This window comes from Hominenteromicrobium mulieris (genome assembly GCF_046197855.1).
Lineage (GTDB): Bacteria > Bacillota > Clostridia > Oscillospirales > Acutalibacteraceae > Hominenteromicrobium > Hominenteromicrobium mulieris.
In genome coordinates this window covers 1,161,815-1,177,687 of sequence record NZ_CP173188.1, presented here as the reverse complement: position 1 = coordinate 1,177,687, position 15,873 = coordinate 1,161,815, and the positions used below count along the sequence as shown (strand labels likewise).

The window sequence follows — 15,873 nt, the reverse complement described above, 5'->3', positions numbered from 1 at the left end:
ACTGGAGGAATGCTTCTGAAGAAAACCCTGAATCGCTTTGTTTTGAAGAAAAATCCCAAAAAGAACGATAAGCCCGCAAATGCCCTGCCCCTTGGAAGAAAGGGGCGGCTCGGCTTTTCCGTCTACGCAGCCGCCGTGCTGTGCTTCTGCTGCTTTTCCATCCCGGCCTTCGCCGCCAGCGATCCGTTGGGCGTGGTGAACAACCTGTCCGATTTTATCTTTTCCCTGATCCGCGCCATCGGCCTCATCCTTTTGGGCTGGGGCGTGGTGCAGGTCGGCCTCTCCTTCCAGAGCCACGATCCCTCCCAGCGTTCGCAGGGTTTCCTCACCCTGGCGGGCGGCCTCGTGATTACCTTTGCCAAGGAAATCCTCGACCTTATCACCGCCTGATTTTCTGTATTCCAGTCAAGGGAAGCGCCCGGTGGCGGGCGCTTCCCTTTATTTTTTTTGCAAGGAGGTGACCAGCCGGAAACTGGATTGTTGATAACTTAAATTCGGCGCTGGAAACATGGAACGACAAGCTGGCTGAAATCTGGACGCTGCTTACCCAAGATCCCGCAACCTTCAAAGGCGGCGGGATCTGGCAGGTCATGCTGGACATCAACGGGGCCCTGAAAGCCATTGGGTACGGCCTGCTGGTTTTGTTTTTCGCGGTCGGCGTTGTCAAAACCTGTTCGAGCCTTGCCGATCTGAAGCGCCCGGAAGCGGCATTTAAAATGTTCATCCGTTTTGTACTGGCAAAGGCGGCGGTGGGATACGGCCTCGACCTCATGCTGGCCGTTTTCAAAATCATTCAGGGGATGGTTTCCACCATCATTACCCAATCCGGCCTGTCGGGAAGCAGCGGAACGACGCTTCCGCAGGAGATCATCGACAAAATCAACAACGTGGGCTTTTGGGACAGCATCCCTCTGTGGGCAGTCACCCTGCTGGGCGGCCTGTTCATTACGGTGCTGGCGTTCATCATGATTCTGACAGTGTATAGCCGCCTATTCAAATTATATATGTACACGGCTATCGCGCCCATCCCCATGTCCACGTTCGCCGGGGAACCCACCAGCAATGTGGGGAAAAACTTCCTGCGTTCCTATGCGGGAGTGTGCCTCGAAGGGGCCATCATTGCGCTGGCCTGTATCATCTTCTCGGTTATGGCGTCCAGCCCGCCTGCGGTTGATCCCAACGTTTCGGCAGTTACCGCCGTATGGAGCTACGTGGGCGAGCTCATCTTCAACCTTTTGGTTTTGGTAGGCGCTGTACGAATGAGCGACAGGATCGTCAAAGAATTATTGGGGCTGTAGGCCCAAAAGGAGTGAAGCGATATAGAAGTAAAAGTACCAAAAGAAATCCGGGACTATCAAGAATCTATTTTTTTCGGCCTCTCCACCCGGCAGTTTATCTGTTCCCTGCTGGCCGTAGGCGTGGCAGTCGGCATCTATTTCGGCCTGCGCCCGTTGGTCGGCAGCGAGGAAGTGGGCTGGATGTGCATCCTCGGAGCCGCGCCCTTTGCGGCCTGCGGCTTTTTCAAATACCACGGGATGACAGCAGAAAAGCTGGCTTGGGCGTGGTTCAAGTCGGAATTTTTGTACCCGAAGAAGCTGGTGTTTAAATCCGACAGCCTTTACTATGACGCCATGAAGGACGCCATCGCGGAGGGGGAAAAGCCTCCCCGCAAACGGAAAACCCGCAAGCCCCAGCCACCGGCTGGGAAAGAACAGTAACCTTTTCATTTTTCGCACTGAAAGGAAGGATGCCTATCATCAAAACGCTTCTCAAAGCAACGAAATTAGAAAAAGAAAAATTCAAAATTCCAAAGTCCGTACAGGACGCTATCCCCATCCAGCGCATCTGGCCGGATGGGATTTTTCAGGTAGGGAGCCGGTTTTCCAAAACCTTTTTCTTTACCGACATCAATTACAGCATCGCCAGCAAAGAAGATAAGACGGCGATGTTTATAGATTATTCGGAACTGCTGAACGCGCTGGACTCCGGCGCTTCCGCCAAGATCACCATCAACAACCGCCGCATTGACAAAGCAGAATTCGAGAAATCCCTGCTGCTGCCCATGAAAGAGGACGGGCTGGACCATTACCGGAAAGAGTACAACGAAATGCTGCTCTCCAAGGTAACCGGCACCAACAACAGCGTGGTGCAGGACCGGTACATCACCATCACGGTGGCAAAGAAAACCATCGACGAGGCCCGCACCTATTTTGCCCGTGTGGGCACCGACCTCATCACCCACCTTTCCCAGCTTTCCTCCATAGGCCGGGAACTGGACGCAGCCGCCCGCCTGCAGATCTTCCGGGATTTCTTCAAGGGTGGAGAGCCCGCCGCCTTTGCCTTCGACCTGAAGGAACACATGAAAAAGGGGCACAGCTTCAAGGATTGGCTCTGCCCCGACAGCATGGAATTCCAGAAGGACCACTTCCGCTTAAACGACCGATGGGGCCGCGTGCTCTACCTGCAGGGCTATGCCAGCTACATCAAGGATTCCATGATTGCCGAGCTCTGCGACATGGACCGCAGCCTCATGCTCTCCATTGATATTTTAACGGTGCCCACCGACGAAGCGGTGCGGGAAATCCAGAACAAGCTCTTAGGAGTGGAAACGAATGCGGCGAACTGGCAGAGAAAACAGAACGCCGCCAACAACTTCTCGGCTGTCCTGCCCTACGATATGGAGCAGCAGAGGAAAGAAACCAAGGAAATGCTGGACGATTTGACAAACAGGGATCAAAGGATGATGTTCGGCCTTGTGACCTTGGTGCATTTAGCCGATACCAAAGAGCAGTTGGACAGCGATACGGAAACCCTGCTCACTACGGCAAGAAAGCATCTGTGCCAGATGAGCGTCCTGCGCTGGCAGCAGAAGGACGGGCTGGACACGGCTTTGCCCTACGGCCTGCGGAGAATTCAGGCGTTGAGAACCCTCACCACCGAAAGCACTGCGGTGCTGATTCCCTTCCGGGCGCAGGAAATCCTCCAGAACGGCGGCATCTACTATGGGCAGAACGCTGTCAGTAAAAACATGATTGTGGCAGACCGGAGGAAGCTGCTCAACGGCAACAGCTTCCGCCTCGGCGTATCCGGCTCCGGCAAATCCTTCTCCGCCAAGGAAGAAATCGTCAGCATCGCCCTGTCCACCAACGACGATATCCTGATTTTAGATCCCGAATCCGAGTTCGGCTTTTTGGTGGAAGCCCTCGGCGGCGAGGTCATCCGGGTATCCGCCTCTTCGGATACCCATCTAAACGCCATGGACATGGACAAAGCCTATGGAGACGAGCGCAACCCGCTGATTGAAAAATCCGAATTCATCCTCTCCCTGTTCGAGCAGCTGGTGGGCGCGGGCAACGTGAGCGCCAAGGAGAAATCCATCCTTGACCGATGCACCTACGATGTGTACCGGGAATACGTTGCCAACAACTACGAGGGCGAACCGCCCACCCTGAAAGACCTGTACCACTCTCTGTTAAAACAGCCGGAGCCGGAAGCCAGAGGGCTGGCGCTTTCGTCGGAATTGTTCATCACCGGCAGCCTCAATACCTTTGCCCAGCGCACCAATGTGGATACCAAGGCCCGGATCATCGCCTATGACATCCGGGAGTTGGGCGAACAGCTTATGCCCATCGGGATGCTGGTTACCCTCGACGCCATCTTCAACCGTGTCATTCAGAACTGGAAGAAGGGCAAGACCACATGGGTATTTGCCGACGAGTTTTACCTGCTGTTCCGTTATGAGTACAGCGCCGACTTTTTCTACAAGCTGTGGAAGCGCATCCGCAAATACAACGGGCTGGTGACAGGGTTAACACAGAACGTGGAGGAGCTCCTCCGTTCCGACACCGCCCGCCTCATGCTGGCAAACTCGGAATTTTTAATCCTCTTGAACCAATCCGCCACCGACCGGGACGAACTGGCGGGGCTTCTGCACATTTCCGAAAACCAGCTCTCGTACATCACCAATGTGGCGGCTGGCTGCGGCCTGATTCGCTGCGCCGGGAATATTGTGCCCTTTGAAAACAGCTTCCCCCGCAGCACCCGTCTGTATCAGCTCATGACCACCAAGCCGGACGAGGCCCTGAGAGGGGTGTAACCATAGAGAAAGCCAATTCCTGCAGGGGGCCGCCTTCGGCTCTCTGCTTATTTTCTTTGCACAGGTCGTATAGAGAGGCGGAAAAAGCGCCTGCTGTTCTGAGCAAATATCTGTGTGTATTTTCCCCATTCCCACCACGCATAAATATCGCAATCTTGACGCAGATAGTCATAAACATACCGCATGATTGTTTTTGCGAATTTTCTCCCGTAAGCATAACTTAAATGATGTTGCAGCTTATATCGATATGGAACAGATAGAGATTTGTATGGTGCTTTTTTGGTTGCCTCCCATTTGGTATTAACCATGGGCGTTATCTTCTGATTGTGTGTTCCCATTTTTAGCTCAACTTTATAAATCATAAAATCATTCCTAAAAGGGTCGACAGCGTTCAAGCTGTATGGATGATACACTTTCAATATGCCATATTACAGCGAAAAAATCAACGGCGGATAGACTTCCAAAACACCATTTATATAGAACTTTGGCTGATGTTTAAGATTTTACTACTCTTATTTGCTCGAACTACTATTCTGATAGGGGGCCGCCTTGGACACTCTGCAATCTTTTTTACAGGAGGTATGCCATTGAAAGAAATTAAAACGAAGCCGGAGGGCGGCAAACCTAAACTGCTGGACAAAGCTGCCAAGGCCCCGAAAACAGCCATGAAGGATTTATGGCTGAAATCCAAGGATAAATCCATCTCGGAACTCAAGGAAACGCCCTTCGCCAGCCAGCGCGGGGAATCCTCTAACGCCCCTGCCAATACTGCCGGGGATCAGATGCTGTCCGGGATGGAAACCGCCGCCAAGAAAGGCGCGAACCTGACCTACCGGGGCGGGAAAAAGCTGGCGCAGGCCACGGCCCGGAAGGTGAAAGAAAAAAGAGAGATTTCCCGCACCCTGTCGGGGGCCAAAGATGCAGGCGGCAAGGCTGTCAAAAACACATCTTCAAAAATACGGACGAAGAACACAGTGGCCAAGACTATCAAAGGAAAGCCGCAAAAGGCGGTAAAGACAGCCAGCCGGTCTGTGAAAGGCGTAAAGCAGAGCGCCAAGAGGATCAAGACCGCACAGCGTTCGGCAAAAACAGCACAGCAGGCGGCGAAAGCGGCACAGAAAACAGCGCAGGCCACCGCAAAGGCGGCTAAGGCAGCCGCCCAAGCTGCCAAAGCTGCGGCGAAAGCAGCGGTAACCGGCATAAAGGTGGCGGTCAAGGCAACCGCAGCCGCCATCAAAGCAACCATCGCCGCAATTAAGGGATTGATAGCCCTGATTGCTGCCGGGGGCTGGGTAGCTGTGGTCATTATCCTGTTGATTTGTTTAATCGCCCTGATCGTCGGCTCCTGCTTCGGCCTGTTTTTCGGCTCCGACTCCACGGGGACCGGTACCAGTGTAACGCAGGCGGTGTCTACCCTCAACGGGGAATATCTGGCCCACATTCAGGAGATAGAGGACGCCACCCCCCATGACCGGATGGAAACCACCTCTAACGACGGGAAACTCTCCATCAATTGGGAGGACGTCCTCGCTGTATTTTCCGCCAAGGTTACTGGCGCGGAGGATGGGGCGCAGGTCGCTTCGCTGGATGACGCGCAGGTGGATGAACTGCGAAATATTATGTGGGAGATGAATGCGGTATCCTCCAGCACCCGCACCGAAAGCCATGAGGTAGAAGTTACCGAAGTAGACGAGGATGGGAACGAAACCACCCATACCGAAACGGTGACGGAAACCATTCTGGAAATCACCATCACGCACAAAACCCCGGATGAAATGGCCCGCCAGTACAACTTCAATTCCCGGCAGAACGAATACCTCGCCCTTATGTCGGAGCCGGAAAACCAAAGCCTGTGGGCGGAACTGCTGGGCGGTTACACAAGCGGCGGCGGGCAGATCGTGAACCCCGATGCCGATTGGATAGGGACGGGCATTTTCCAGTGGCCCCTTCCGCAGAGCTACACTATCACCTCATGGTTTGGATACCGGGAAGATCCTTTTACCGGGGAGATCGCCTACCATAGCGGAACCGACATCGCCGCGCCGGAAGGTACGCCCATCCTTGCCGCAGCAGACGGAACCGTCACCATAGCCAACGCCATCGACTCGTGGGGCGGCGGGTATGGGTACCACATCAAGGTAAACCACAACGATACCTTCGATACCCTGTACGCCCATTGTTCCTCCATCTGCGTAACGGTTGGGCAGGAAGTGAAGCAGGGCGAGGTGATCGGCTACGTCGGCACCACCGGAAATTCCACCGGTAACCACCTGCACTTCGAGGTCTGGCAAAATGGGGAACGCACCGACGCCCTCGGTTTCTTTAAGGTAAAGGAATAGCGCCTGCAAATCAAAGAAATGTCACACACGGAAGCAGCAGAGGGTTGTTATATATATGGAAAAACCAGCAGCCTGCAAAAAACAGGCTGCTGGTTTTATTTTGTTTCAAGGCTGTATCCGACATCACGGATACAGCGCAGACGGATACTGGAATCTTTTCCTAAATTCAACTTGCGCCGAATTGACTGCACATGATGGCTGACAAGCTTCCGAGCCTCGCCATAGTCTGGCTCCTTCCAGATTTTTTCGTAAATCTGGTCATGTGTCAGCACTTGGTTTATGTTCTGAAAAAGGTACAGGAGAATCTCATACTCGGTTTTCGTGAGAGGGATCTCCCGCCCTTTGCAGAATACCCGGCGCTGGTTTTCCCTGATTTCCAAAGCAGAGGTACTCTGTTGTGACCTAAACTCCATCAGCTCTATACGAGAAGCGGATTGGGCCAGCCCCTGAACTTTGAGAAACGCATCCTCATCTCCATCCTCAAAGATCAAAAGCATGATTTTCACTTGACCTCTTCGCCCTGCCTTTCAATAGAACGCCTTAGTTTTTCAAAGGCTTCTGGACTGATTCCATGCTCCATCCGGCAGGCGTCCGCTTCCGCAGTTTTAGAATCTACGCCTGCCGCGATGAGCCGTTCCATGAAAAAGCAGTGGCGTTCATATACTGCTGCGGCAACCTGTTCTCCTGAAGATGTCAGGGAAAGTATGCCGCTTGAATCTTTACGCAGATATTTTGCCTTGGTTAATTCTTTTACAGCGCGGCTTACAGAGGGTTTTGTTACTTCCAAATACTCCGCAACATCTACACAACGGACATCCCCTTGTTTTTGAAAAAGGATATATACAGCTTCCAGATAGTCCTCCATGGATGATGTTAGACGCAGTCGGCACACCTCCCTTATCTATTAAAAGTAAAAGAGATAATCTATGAAAAATTACTTTAATTTAATTGCTGCAACGTCAACATGATTTGGAATACTGTTGAATGTGTAGGACTCTATCACCTCATTATTGAACACCGCATATTCGTTTCTGTAGTTCAACGGAATCACAACGCTGCTTTCATTTGCGGAATTAAGGGCAGTGGTAAAGATATTCTGAACAGTATCCGGATCATCTGTCTTGTAAAGGCCGGCAATCAGTTCTTTCGCTTCCTCTTCGCTCATTGTGGCAAGTGCTTTGGCGATCTGAGGATCAGTCGAATAAATTCCACTGGCATCTGTATAATCAGTAGAAGGATACATATTGGCGACAAATGTGTACGGATCATAGGGGAACCAATAGCTCATATACGCGGTGATTTCGTAGTTCCCTTCTGTAAACACCTGTTGCATAAATGCCATCAGGTCAATAGGATTCGTCGTGATTTCAATGCCAAGCTTTTTCATCGAATCCTGGAAGAAAAGCACTACCTTGTCATACACACCCGTGGAGGGATAAGTAATCGTAAAGGAAAGCTTTTTACCATCCTTTTCTCGGATGCCATCGCCATCCGTATCAGTCCAGCCGGACTTGTCCATCAGTTCAATGGCCGCATCCATATCATAGCTCGGAGTTGTCACATCTACCTCGCAATAGGGCATATCCGCAGGCATAACTGAATCTGCTTCCGTTCTCAAGCCCGAATAAATATTTTGAGCGATAGACTCTTTATCAATAGCCATCTGGATCGCTTTTCTGATATTGATATCATCCAATGGAGCCACTTCGTCGTTAAGCGCAATAAACTCTGTGACAAAATCAAAATCGGAAATTACGCCCGTAATGCCTTCCGTGCTGGACAGTTCCTGATAGGAAGCAGCATCCAATGTGTCAGAACCGATAATGAAGTCCACTTCTCCAGCCCTCATTGCAGCGACCTTGGATTCCGGAATAACTTTTACTGTGAAGGAATCTACATCCGGTTCTTCGCCCCAATAATTGGGATTGCGTACAAAAGTGTATTCCGTTGCAGTATCATTCACGCTCTCAAACATATAGGGACCTGTACCCGGCGTATGATTCATCAGATATTCTGAGTTCAAAGAACCGTCCTCATTGAAGGCGGATGCTGAAAGAATCCCTCTCGGCATTACCATGGACAAATCGTTGAGAACATTGTAATAAGGACGAGTCAAATGAAAGGAAACCGTGTATTCATCATCTACTGTGATCTCGGATGTCAACATATCAAGCTGCCCGTAATTGGAACTGGTTCCTATGACAGACTTCATATTGTCGAAATAGAGTTTCACAGCCTCCGCATTGAAGGGTGTTCCATCATTGAACTTTACATCTTCACGCAGATGGAAAGTATAGGTGAGTCCATCATCGGAATTTGTCCAGTCTGTAGCAAGGCAGGGCTGGTACTCTCCGTCCTGATATTTGACCAAAGGCTCATAAAAGTTGTTCATATAATATGTAGCCTCATAGGACTGTACCGCAGGGGCAAAGCCCATCGAAAAGTTTGCGCTTTGCGCAATAGAGATCGTTTGAGATGCGTTCTTGTCTGTTTGGCCATTACTGGAGGATGAGGGATCTGTATTGCTGCAACCAGCAAGAAGCGTCAACCCCATTACACAAGCCAAAAGAAGGGATAAAAGTTTTTTCATGTTTGTGCTCCTTTACATGTTTTTTATTGCAAAGCCTGCCTTTTTGAAAGGGCGGCCTTTACAAGCTCATTAGAATATGGTTCATGAAAATCCGAAAAGCTTTGCGGTTTGTAAACTGTCTCGATTATTTTCCCGAAACGCATCACATGAATGGTATCTGCCATATACATCGCAATGTCTAAATCGTGGGTAATAATCAAATAACTCAATCTCAACTCGTCCCGCAAATTCCGTAACAGATGCAAAATTTGCTTTCTTAATGTAACATCAAGCCCACTAAAAGATTCATCGAAAATAATGTGCTGTGGTTCTGTTGCCAAAGCACGCGCTACACAGAGCCTCTTTTGCTGACCACCAGAAAGTTCATCAGGGCGACGATTCAATATATCTCCCCCTAAATTAACCATGTCCAGCAATTCTTCGACTCTCTTTTTTCTGTCCTCTTTTCCCATATCCAATAAAAGATGGAGAGGTTCATCCAAAATTTGTAATACGTTTTGGTGAGGATCAAGAGAACTGGCTGCATCCTGCATGACAAGCTGCACTTTGCCTCGCATCTTTTGAAGCGTTTTTCTTTTGACGCCTGTCACTGTTAAATTATCTAAAGTAACTTTTCCGGCATCGGGGAGCTCGATATAGGACAAAATTCTGGCAAGTGTGCTTTTTCCACTTCCGCTTTCGCCTACGATGGCCGTGATACTGTTGTCGGCAAGCTCGATAGATACGCCTGACAGGGCTTCCAACAGGTCTTTTTTTCTACCCGGTATTTGATATTTCTTTATAATTCCTTCTGCCTTTAGCATAGCGCCTCCTGAAACAGTATACTTGCTTCCATCAATTGTTTTGTGTAATCATGCCGTGGTGTGGAGAGCACCTCATGGGTTCTACCCTGTTCAATGATTTCTCCCGATTTCATCACCGCAACACGGTCGCACAGTCTCGCTACTACACCAAAATCATGTGTGATAACCAGCATCGATACCCCTGATGTTTTTATTTTTTCCAGTTCATTTAAAATCAAATATTCACTGGCCGCATCTACGGCAGTGGTAATTTCGTCTGCAATAATCAGTTTCGAAGCCTGCTGCATAGTGAGAGCAATCATCACTCTCTGCAGCATGCCGCCCGAAAGCTCATCCGGATAACTGTTAAAAATTTTTTCCGCATCCGGCAAGTTCACACTGGCCAACGTATTCGTAAGTTCTCTACAAAAGTTGTGCCGTTCTTCTCTGGTATTGAATCGAAACCCCATTTCAAGTTGTTTTCCCAGCTTCACCATGGGAGCAAATGCAGTCATGGGATTCTGCGGTATCATACTGATCTGTTTTCCTCGATAGTCAGCCAGTTCTTTTGCATTCATGGAAAAGACATCTCTGCCATTCCAGCGAATTTCCCCTCTGATTTGAAAAGCACGAGAATTTAACAGCCGCATAATACACTTGCTGGTCATGCTTTTCCCGCTTCCGCTTTCTCCGATCAGCCCGAAGGTTTCTCCCTCGCCTACGGAAAAGCTGATGGAGTGAAGCAATTCCTCTTTTGTCAGTTTTGAGCGAACTGTTAAACAGTTGATATCAAGCATTTCTAACCCTCCCGTGGTGCGTAAATATCCCGCAAAGCCTCACCGAACAAATTAAATCCACCGGCTGTAAACAGGATACAAAGCCCCGGATAGACCAGAAGCTGCGGCTGACTGAAAATCAGTTGTTTGGCATTCACGAACATGGCGCCCCACTCTGCTGTTCCCGCCTCCAAGCCCAGCCCCAGAAAGGCGTAACTGGAAATCATAATGATAATGGAGGACAGTCCTGTACTGAATATCACCAAAAGATGTGGAAGGACATTTGGAATAATATGCCGGAATATAATCCGCAGTTCTGAACAGCCTGACATCCGGCAGGTGATAACATAAGGTTTTTGTTTTTCTCTGAGAACGTAGGTACGAACCACTCGTGCATTCCATACCCACATGGCAATTACAATGGATAGAATGATACTGAACACTTTTGATTCAAATAATCCCACCAGAGTAATGGCCACAAGAAAGGGTGGAAATGCCATAAAGATGTTAGAAACAACATCAAAAATCCGGTCAAGTACACCGCCCAGATAAGCGCAGACAGTAGCTACGACCGTACTGACAAGTGCCAAAATGATAAGCGAGGGCAGAGCGATAGACATAGATGACCGCGCGCCATAGAGCAATCGTGAAAATACGCAGCGCCCCATTTCATCTGTTCCAAGAGGATATTCTGAATCAGGTGCAGACAAAGCATGCGCGACGTTTAGCTCTGATGGATCATGCGGTGCTATAAAGGGCGCAAATGCCACAACAAAAAATACAATTAACATCATGGCCAACCCAAGCAGTGCCTGCGGTTTATGTAAAATTTTACGAATCATAAACCTTCTCCTTTGCTTTTCCGTGTGGGTTTAAAGCGATATTGACCAGATCCGCTATAAAATTAACCAGAACAAAAATGGCGGCTGTTAACAAAACACATGCGTTGATTGTAATAGTGTCCCGTGCATTTAACGCTGTTACCAACATAGAACCTATTCCCGGAATAGAAAAAACTGATTCCACCATTGCGCTGCCTGCTATCATAAACCCAAAACTTTGGGCGAGCATTGTTACCAAAGGGGGCAGTGCAAACCGGCTTACCATAAAAGCGATTCTGCGTTCCGAAACCCCACGTGAACGGGCATATAAAACGAAATCCTGACTATATCCCTCCAAAAGTGAAGAACGAAACACACGAATATTACCTGCCGCAACCGGGATTGCCAGAGCCAAAGCCGGAAGAATAAAATCTTTCATGCTGTCTGCCCCCATAATGCTGAAGATCGGAATCTGAACAGAAAAGGCCAGCAGGAGCATAAAACCAATCCAGTAATTGGGCAGAGACATGGAAACGATCCCAAACAAGTAAACTGTTTTATCGAATAATCCACCTTTTTTACTGGCAGATAGCACACCCAGAGGAATACTAAATATGGCTGCAAACAACAACGCCAATGATGCCATTGTGATGGTTGGCCCTAATGAGGCTGTCAGTTCTTCGATGATAGGGCGGCCTGTATTGTAGGAATTTCCAAAATCTCCATGTAACGCGTTCCACAGCCAAGAACCATATTGCTGGATCAGAGGTTTGTCAAGGCCCAATTCTTCCCGTACTAATTCAACCTGTTCTGGAGTGGGTCTTGAATACCGGCGCACAGCCAAAGCCTCAGCCGCATCTACAGGGGATAAATTTGTGTAGATGAAAGTCAAAATCGTGATGCCAAACAGCACAAGGAGAAATAAAGATAAGCGCGTCAATATTTTTTTGCTCATACTCCAACTCCCAAGGCTCCTTCTCCAGCAATACTCCAGCTTTCGGCTTTCTTCCTGCTTTGGACAAAATCCGCATAGATTCCATCCTGCTTTATCAAATCCTCATGTCTGCCGCGCTGTATGATACGGCCAGCCTCCAGAACAAGAATCTGATCCGCATGTTGAACGGTTTTGAGCCTGTGGGCAATCATAATAATCGTTTTATTATGCGTCAACGCTTCAATCGCTTCTTGAAGTTCAGCTTCATTTTCCGGGTCAACGTTGGCGGTAGCCTCATCCAAAATGATGATCGGGGAATCTTTCAACATGGCGCGTGCGATGGATAGGCGTTGACGCTCTCCACCGGAAATAGTAGCTCCACCTTCTCCGATCACCGTGTCGTAACCATCCGGAAGGGCAGAAATAAAGTCATGGCACCGGGCTGCCTTGGCAACCGCCACAACCTCTTCGTGAGTGGCACCGGGTTTTCCAAATTTAATATTGTTTTCAATCGTATCATTAAAGAGGTAGACCGTTTGAAATACCATACTAAAGTTTGCCATCAAGCTGTCCAACTGGTATTCCCTGATATCTGTCCCGCCCAATTTAACTGTTCCACTGTCCACATCCCAGAAACGAGCCATTAAACTGGTAAGAGTTGTTTTTCCTGATCCGGAGGGGCCAACGATTGCAGTGGTAGTCCCTTCCGGTATGGAAAAGCTGACATCATGGATAATTTCCCGTTCTCCATAAGAAAAACTGACATGTTCAAATGTAATATCCCTATTTTTCGTTTCTTGTTTTGTACCTTGTTCATCCATGCGGGGAGCATGATCAATCTGTTCCACTCTGTCAATGGAAGCGTCAATCATCGGAAGCATAAAGAACATTTCTCCGGCTGACTCAAGCTCGCTGTAAACAAGAAAAGCGGAAATCGCCATCATCAAGCAGGTAAATAAAGTCATAGCTCCACTTAAATATAGCCAGATAGAAAGAAGCACAGCCGCTACCGCAGCAATTCGCAACACAATTTGCTCCAGAACATTGTATGGGATACGCTTGCGCTCCAGCTTAAAGTTTTGATACTCCGTTTCCTCTATGGTTTTATTTAATGTTTGATTCGCCGCCTTATCGCCATGAAACGCACGAACAACGCTCATTCCCTGAATATATTCAAGAACGGAATCTACCAATTTGGTTTGTGCCTGCAAACGTCCGGGAGAAAGCTGACGGGATTTTTTCAGCAATTGTGAATTAACAAATAAAAACAACAGTACTCCTAATAAGAAAATCAACCCTATACGCCAATCAAAAAACAGAATCGCAATAGAAAATACAACAGTACGGATGATCCCCACCATCGTTCGGGCAATGACGGCAAACGACATACTCTCCAAATCTTCCATTGTAGAAGTTGCTGCAGCCGTAAGGCTTCCCAAGCTTTGACTATTGAAATAGCCCATCGGCATGTACTTCATACGTTCACCGATCCTGATTCTTTTTTCCTCACACATATGGTAATTGGCCTGTCCTTCACTGTTGTGGGCCAGATACCAGAAAACCGCAGCGCCTGTTACACTGACCAGCATGACGCCCAGTGCGGCCAATGCTGTTTCGCCTGTAACATTTTGTTCTACCAAGGCTCGCAGCACAACCAGCAAAGCAATAAACTGGATAGCTTCAAAAATACTGCGAAGCAGTTCATAACCCATTCCCTTATACCACGTCTTTTTCTGTTTTCCAGCAAAAGCAAAAAAACGTTTATATGCGTTAAACATTCTCAGCGCCTCCTTTCATACCGGCAGAGTCTTTTGCCTGTATATGCGCTTTCCACATATCTGTATAAAGCGGACAATTTTTCAGAAGTTCTTCATGAGTTCCAGTTGCGGCGATTTTTCCGTTTTCTACTACTGCAATCTGCTCAGACTGGATAATAGTCGATAACCTATGTGCAATAACAATCAAGGTCTTTCCTTTAGTAAGCCGGTTCACCGCATCCTGTATAACCGCTTCATTTTCCGGGTCAGTATAGGAAGTCGCTTCGTCGAGGATAACGACGGGTGCGTTTTTCATCATAGCTCTGGCAATGGCAATCCTCTGGCGTTCTCCACCGGACAAATGGCTTCCGGCTCCTCCCACAAGGGTTTCGTAACCGTGTTCGAGGCCCATAATAAACTCATGACAGCCTGCAGCTTTGGCGATTTCCTCCACTTCTTGGTCTGATGCGTTGGGATTACCCATACGAATGTTTTCTCGTACAGACACATTAAATAGAAAATTGTCTTGGGATACATATCCAATTAAATCCATTACTTGATCTGCGGGAATTTTTTTAATGTCAACCCCACCAATCGTAATTGTTCCTTCATCAATATCCCAATAAGAAGCAATCAATTTTGCGATGGTAGATTTACCGGAACCAGAAGGACCAACCAAAGCGGTTGTAGTTCCCTGTTTAATTTTTAAGTTTATACCCTTTAAGACTTGAGTATCCTTATATGCGAATTTCACATCGGTTAAAGTAATATCCAATCCGTTTAAGTTTTTATGTTGGAGTGGACGATCTAAATCCGGTTCTGATAAAATAGAACTGATTTCTCCAACGATGGTACTGATTTTGGAAAAGTCATCGGTTAAAAAGATTGCAGATACCAACGGGCCTACAATACCCAGCGATAAAATCATAATAGTGATGAAGGCAGCTGTGGTAAGGCTTCCGTTCATATAGAAAATACATCCAATGGGGAGTACCCCAATCAAAACAGCTGGCCAGATGGTCATCATAAGGGCTGAATACCCTTGTGTAGATTTCATCCAGTCAAGAATCAATTCTGCATTTTTATGAACAGCCTGCGTAAATTTCCCATAGGACACCGCGCTCTGGTTAAACGCTTTAATGACTTCAATCCCGTTGATGTATTCTACTGTGGTAGCACTCATGTGTTTACCTGCTTGTACGACTGCCCCGTATTTTTTAGGATATTCTTTCATTTGTGCCATATAGCACAGGATACCAATCGGAATAGTAATCAGAGAAACGAGAGCCATGCGCCAGTCTAAAACAAACAAGTAGATAATGACTGCGACAGGAACCAAAAGGTTAGAAGTCATTTCGGGAATGATATGCGCCAATGGAACCTCCATCTGTTCTACTCGCTCTACCATAGAACTTTTCAGTTTTCCCGATGGCGTATCGGTTAGATACCCCATAGAAACCTTTGTCAACTTCGAGGCAATCCTTCGCCGTATTTCAGATAAAACTGCAAACGTTGCTTCGTGCGAAGCTTTTGTCGAAAACCCATGAAATACAGACTTCATGATGAAAGCGACCAAAGCAACAGAACACCACAATAGGTATATAGAAAAATCCTGTTCTCCTACAATAAGCAAATTAATCATCTTTGCGACTGCAAAGTATGGTACAATACCACTGGCCACCCCCAACACAGATAAAACCACGGAGCAAAGGAATCCACCCTTATGCGGACGGATGAAATCCATGATCCCAATAGATGAAGTTTGCTTCATAAAAAAT

Annotated in this window: 15 protein-coding genes; 5 read left to right on the top strand and 10 right to left on the bottom strand. The window is 48.0% G+C overall.

Annotation, left to right across the window (positions count from 1 at the left end; genetic code table 11):
- The first annotated feature begins 9 nt into the window (after window positions 1-9).
- The 4 genes from ACI0CA_RS05585 to ACI0CA_RS05570 all read left to right on the top strand — a co-directional run bounded on the left by ACI0CA_RS05585 (window position 10) and on the right by ACI0CA_RS05570 (window position 4,096).
- Window positions 10-390, top strand: a complete 381-nt coding sequence (locus ACI0CA_RS05585) for a glutamyl-tRNA amidotransferase (RefSeq protein WP_148485926.1) — start codon at window positions 10-12, stop codon at window positions 388-390.
- Window positions 391-590: 200 nt separating this feature from the next.
- Entirely contained in the window at window positions 591-1,298 is a 708-nt protein-coding gene (locus ACI0CA_RS05580; protein ID WP_343284182.1) for a hypothetical protein, read from the top strand.
- Between the two features lie 21 nt (window positions 1,299-1,319).
- Window positions 1,320-1,718, top strand: coding sequence for a PrgI family mobile element protein (locus ACI0CA_RS05575; RefSeq protein WP_148485928.1), 399 nt, complete (start codon window positions 1,320-1,322; stop codon window positions 1,716-1,718).
- 29 nt (window positions 1,719-1,747) lie between these two features.
- A complete protein-coding gene (locus ACI0CA_RS05570; protein ID WP_148485929.1) occupies window positions 1,748-4,096 on the top strand; it encodes a VirB4-like conjugal transfer ATPase, CD1110 family in 2,349 nt (782 codons plus the stop codon).
- Window positions 4,097-4,143: 47 nt separating this feature from the next.
- Here ACI0CA_RS05570 and ACI0CA_RS05565 read toward each other — a convergent pair whose 3' ends face one another.
- Entirely contained in the window at window positions 4,144-4,458 is a 315-nt protein-coding gene (locus ACI0CA_RS05565) for a hypothetical protein (RefSeq protein WP_148485930.1), read from the bottom strand.
- Window positions 4,459-4,683: 225 nt separating this feature from the next.
- Here ACI0CA_RS05565 and ACI0CA_RS05560 point away from each other — a divergent pair, with 225 nt between their 5' ends.
- Window positions 4,684-6,435 (top strand): peptidoglycan DD-metalloendopeptidase family protein, encoded by a 1,752-nt coding sequence (locus tag ACI0CA_RS05560; RefSeq protein ID WP_343284181.1) that lies wholly within the window; start codon window positions 4,684-4,686, stop codon window positions 6,433-6,435.
- A gap of 95 nt (window positions 6,436-6,530) precedes the next feature.
- Here ACI0CA_RS05560 and ACI0CA_RS05555 read toward each other — a convergent pair whose 3' ends face one another.
- Genes ACI0CA_RS05555 through ACI0CA_RS05515 form a run of 9 tightly spaced genes read right to left on the bottom strand, consistent with a single transcriptional unit; the run spans window position 6,531 to window position 15,866 of the window.
- Window positions 6,531-6,932 carry a winged helix-turn-helix domain-containing protein gene (locus tag ACI0CA_RS05555; RefSeq protein WP_343284465.1) on the bottom strand — a complete coding sequence of 134 codons (402 nt, stop codon included), beginning with the start codon at window positions 6,930-6,932 and terminating at the stop codon, window positions 6,531-6,533.
- A 5-nt stretch (window positions 6,933-6,937) separates the two neighbouring features.
- Window positions 6,938-7,318: a metal-dependent transcriptional regulator gene (locus ACI0CA_RS05550; protein ID WP_446806969.1), complete on the bottom strand. Its 381-nt coding sequence runs from the start codon at window positions 7,316-7,318 to the stop codon at window positions 6,938-6,940.
- Window positions 7,319-7,369: 51 nt separating this feature from the next.
- A complete protein-coding gene (locus ACI0CA_RS05545; protein WP_343284180.1) occupies window positions 7,370-9,025 on the bottom strand; it encodes an ABC transporter substrate-binding protein in 1,656 nt (551 codons plus the stop codon).
- 23 nt (window positions 9,026-9,048) lie between these two features.
- On the bottom strand, window positions 9,049-9,828 hold the full coding sequence (locus ACI0CA_RS05540) for an ABC transporter ATP-binding protein (protein ID WP_148485933.1): 780 nt from the start codon (window positions 9,826-9,828) through the stop codon (window positions 9,049-9,051).
- Window positions 9,822-10,604 carry an ABC transporter ATP-binding protein gene (locus ACI0CA_RS05535; RefSeq protein ID WP_148485934.1) on the bottom strand — a complete coding sequence of 261 codons (783 nt, stop codon included), beginning with the start codon at window positions 10,602-10,604 and terminating at the stop codon, window positions 9,822-9,824. The genes ACI0CA_RS05540 and ACI0CA_RS05535 overlap by 7 nt, the downstream gene beginning before the upstream one ends.
- A 2-nt stretch (window positions 10,605-10,606) precedes the next feature.
- A complete protein-coding gene (locus ACI0CA_RS05530) occupies window positions 10,607-11,425 on the bottom strand; it encodes an ABC transporter permease (RefSeq protein ID WP_148485935.1) in 819 nt (272 codons plus the stop codon).
- Complete coding sequence (locus ACI0CA_RS05525) at window positions 11,415-12,359, bottom strand: ABC transporter permease (protein ID WP_148485936.1); 945 nt, start codon at window positions 12,357-12,359, stop codon at window positions 11,415-11,417. Before ACI0CA_RS05525 ends, ACI0CA_RS05530 begins: the two co-directional genes overlap by 11 nt.
- On the bottom strand, window positions 12,356-14,116 hold the full coding sequence (locus ACI0CA_RS05520; RefSeq protein ID WP_148485937.1) for an ABC transporter ATP-binding protein: 1,761 nt from the start codon (window positions 14,114-14,116) through the stop codon (window positions 12,356-12,358). Before ACI0CA_RS05520 ends, ACI0CA_RS05525 begins: the two co-directional genes overlap by 4 nt.
- The gene (locus ACI0CA_RS05515) at window positions 14,109-15,866 is read right to left on the bottom strand and encodes an ABC transporter ATP-binding protein (RefSeq protein ID WP_148485938.1); all 1,758 of its coding nucleotides are present in this window, start codon (window positions 15,864-15,866) and stop codon (window positions 14,109-14,111) included. The genes ACI0CA_RS05520 and ACI0CA_RS05515 overlap by 8 nt, the downstream gene beginning before the upstream one ends.
- Window positions 15,867-15,873: the final 7 nt, after the last annotated feature.

Excerpts from the sequence above, each read along its gene's own strand:
- ACI0CA_RS05585 (WP_148485926.1), top strand. The coding sequence starts at position 10 with ATGCTTCTGAAGAAAACCCTGAATCGCTTTGTTTTGAAGAAAAATCCC.
- ACI0CA_RS05580 (WP_343284182.1), top strand. The coding sequence starts at position 591 with ATGCTGGACATCAACGGGGCCCTGAAAGCCATTGGGTACGGCCTGCTG.
- ACI0CA_RS05570 (WP_148485929.1), top strand. The coding sequence starts at position 1,748 with ATGCCTATCATCAAAACGCTTCTCAAAGCAACGAAATTAGAAAAAGAA.
- ACI0CA_RS05565 (WP_148485930.1), bottom strand. The coding sequence starts at position 4,458 with ATGATTTATAAAGTTGAGCTAAAAATGGGAACACACAATCAGAAGATA.
- ACI0CA_RS05555 (WP_343284465.1), bottom strand. The coding sequence starts at position 6,932 with ATGCTTTTGATCTTTGAGGATGGAGATGAGGATGCGTTTCTCAAAGTT.
- ACI0CA_RS05545 (WP_343284180.1), bottom strand. The coding sequence starts at position 9,025 with ATGAAAAAACTTTTATCCCTTCTTTTGGCTTGTGTAATGGGGTTGACG.
- ACI0CA_RS05540 (WP_148485933.1), bottom strand. The coding sequence starts at position 9,828 with ATGCTAAAGGCAGAAGGAATTATAAAGAAATATCAAATACCGGGTAGA.
- ACI0CA_RS05535 (WP_148485934.1), bottom strand. The coding sequence starts at position 10,604 with ATGCTTGATATCAACTGTTTAACAGTTCGCTCAAAACTGACAAAAGAG.
- ACI0CA_RS05530 (WP_148485935.1), bottom strand. The coding sequence starts at position 11,425 with ATGATTCGTAAAATTTTACATAAACCGCAGGCACTGCTTGGGTTGGCC.
- ACI0CA_RS05525 (WP_148485936.1), bottom strand. The coding sequence starts at position 12,359 with ATGAGCAAAAAAATATTGACGCGCTTATCTTTATTTCTCCTTGTGCTG.
- ACI0CA_RS05520 (WP_148485937.1), bottom strand. The coding sequence starts at position 14,116 with ATGTTTAACGCATATAAACGTTTTTTTGCTTTTGCTGGAAAACAGAAA.
- ACI0CA_RS05515 (WP_148485938.1), bottom strand. The coding sequence starts at position 15,866 with ATGAAGCAAACTTCATCTATTGGGATCATGGATTTCATCCGTCCGCAT.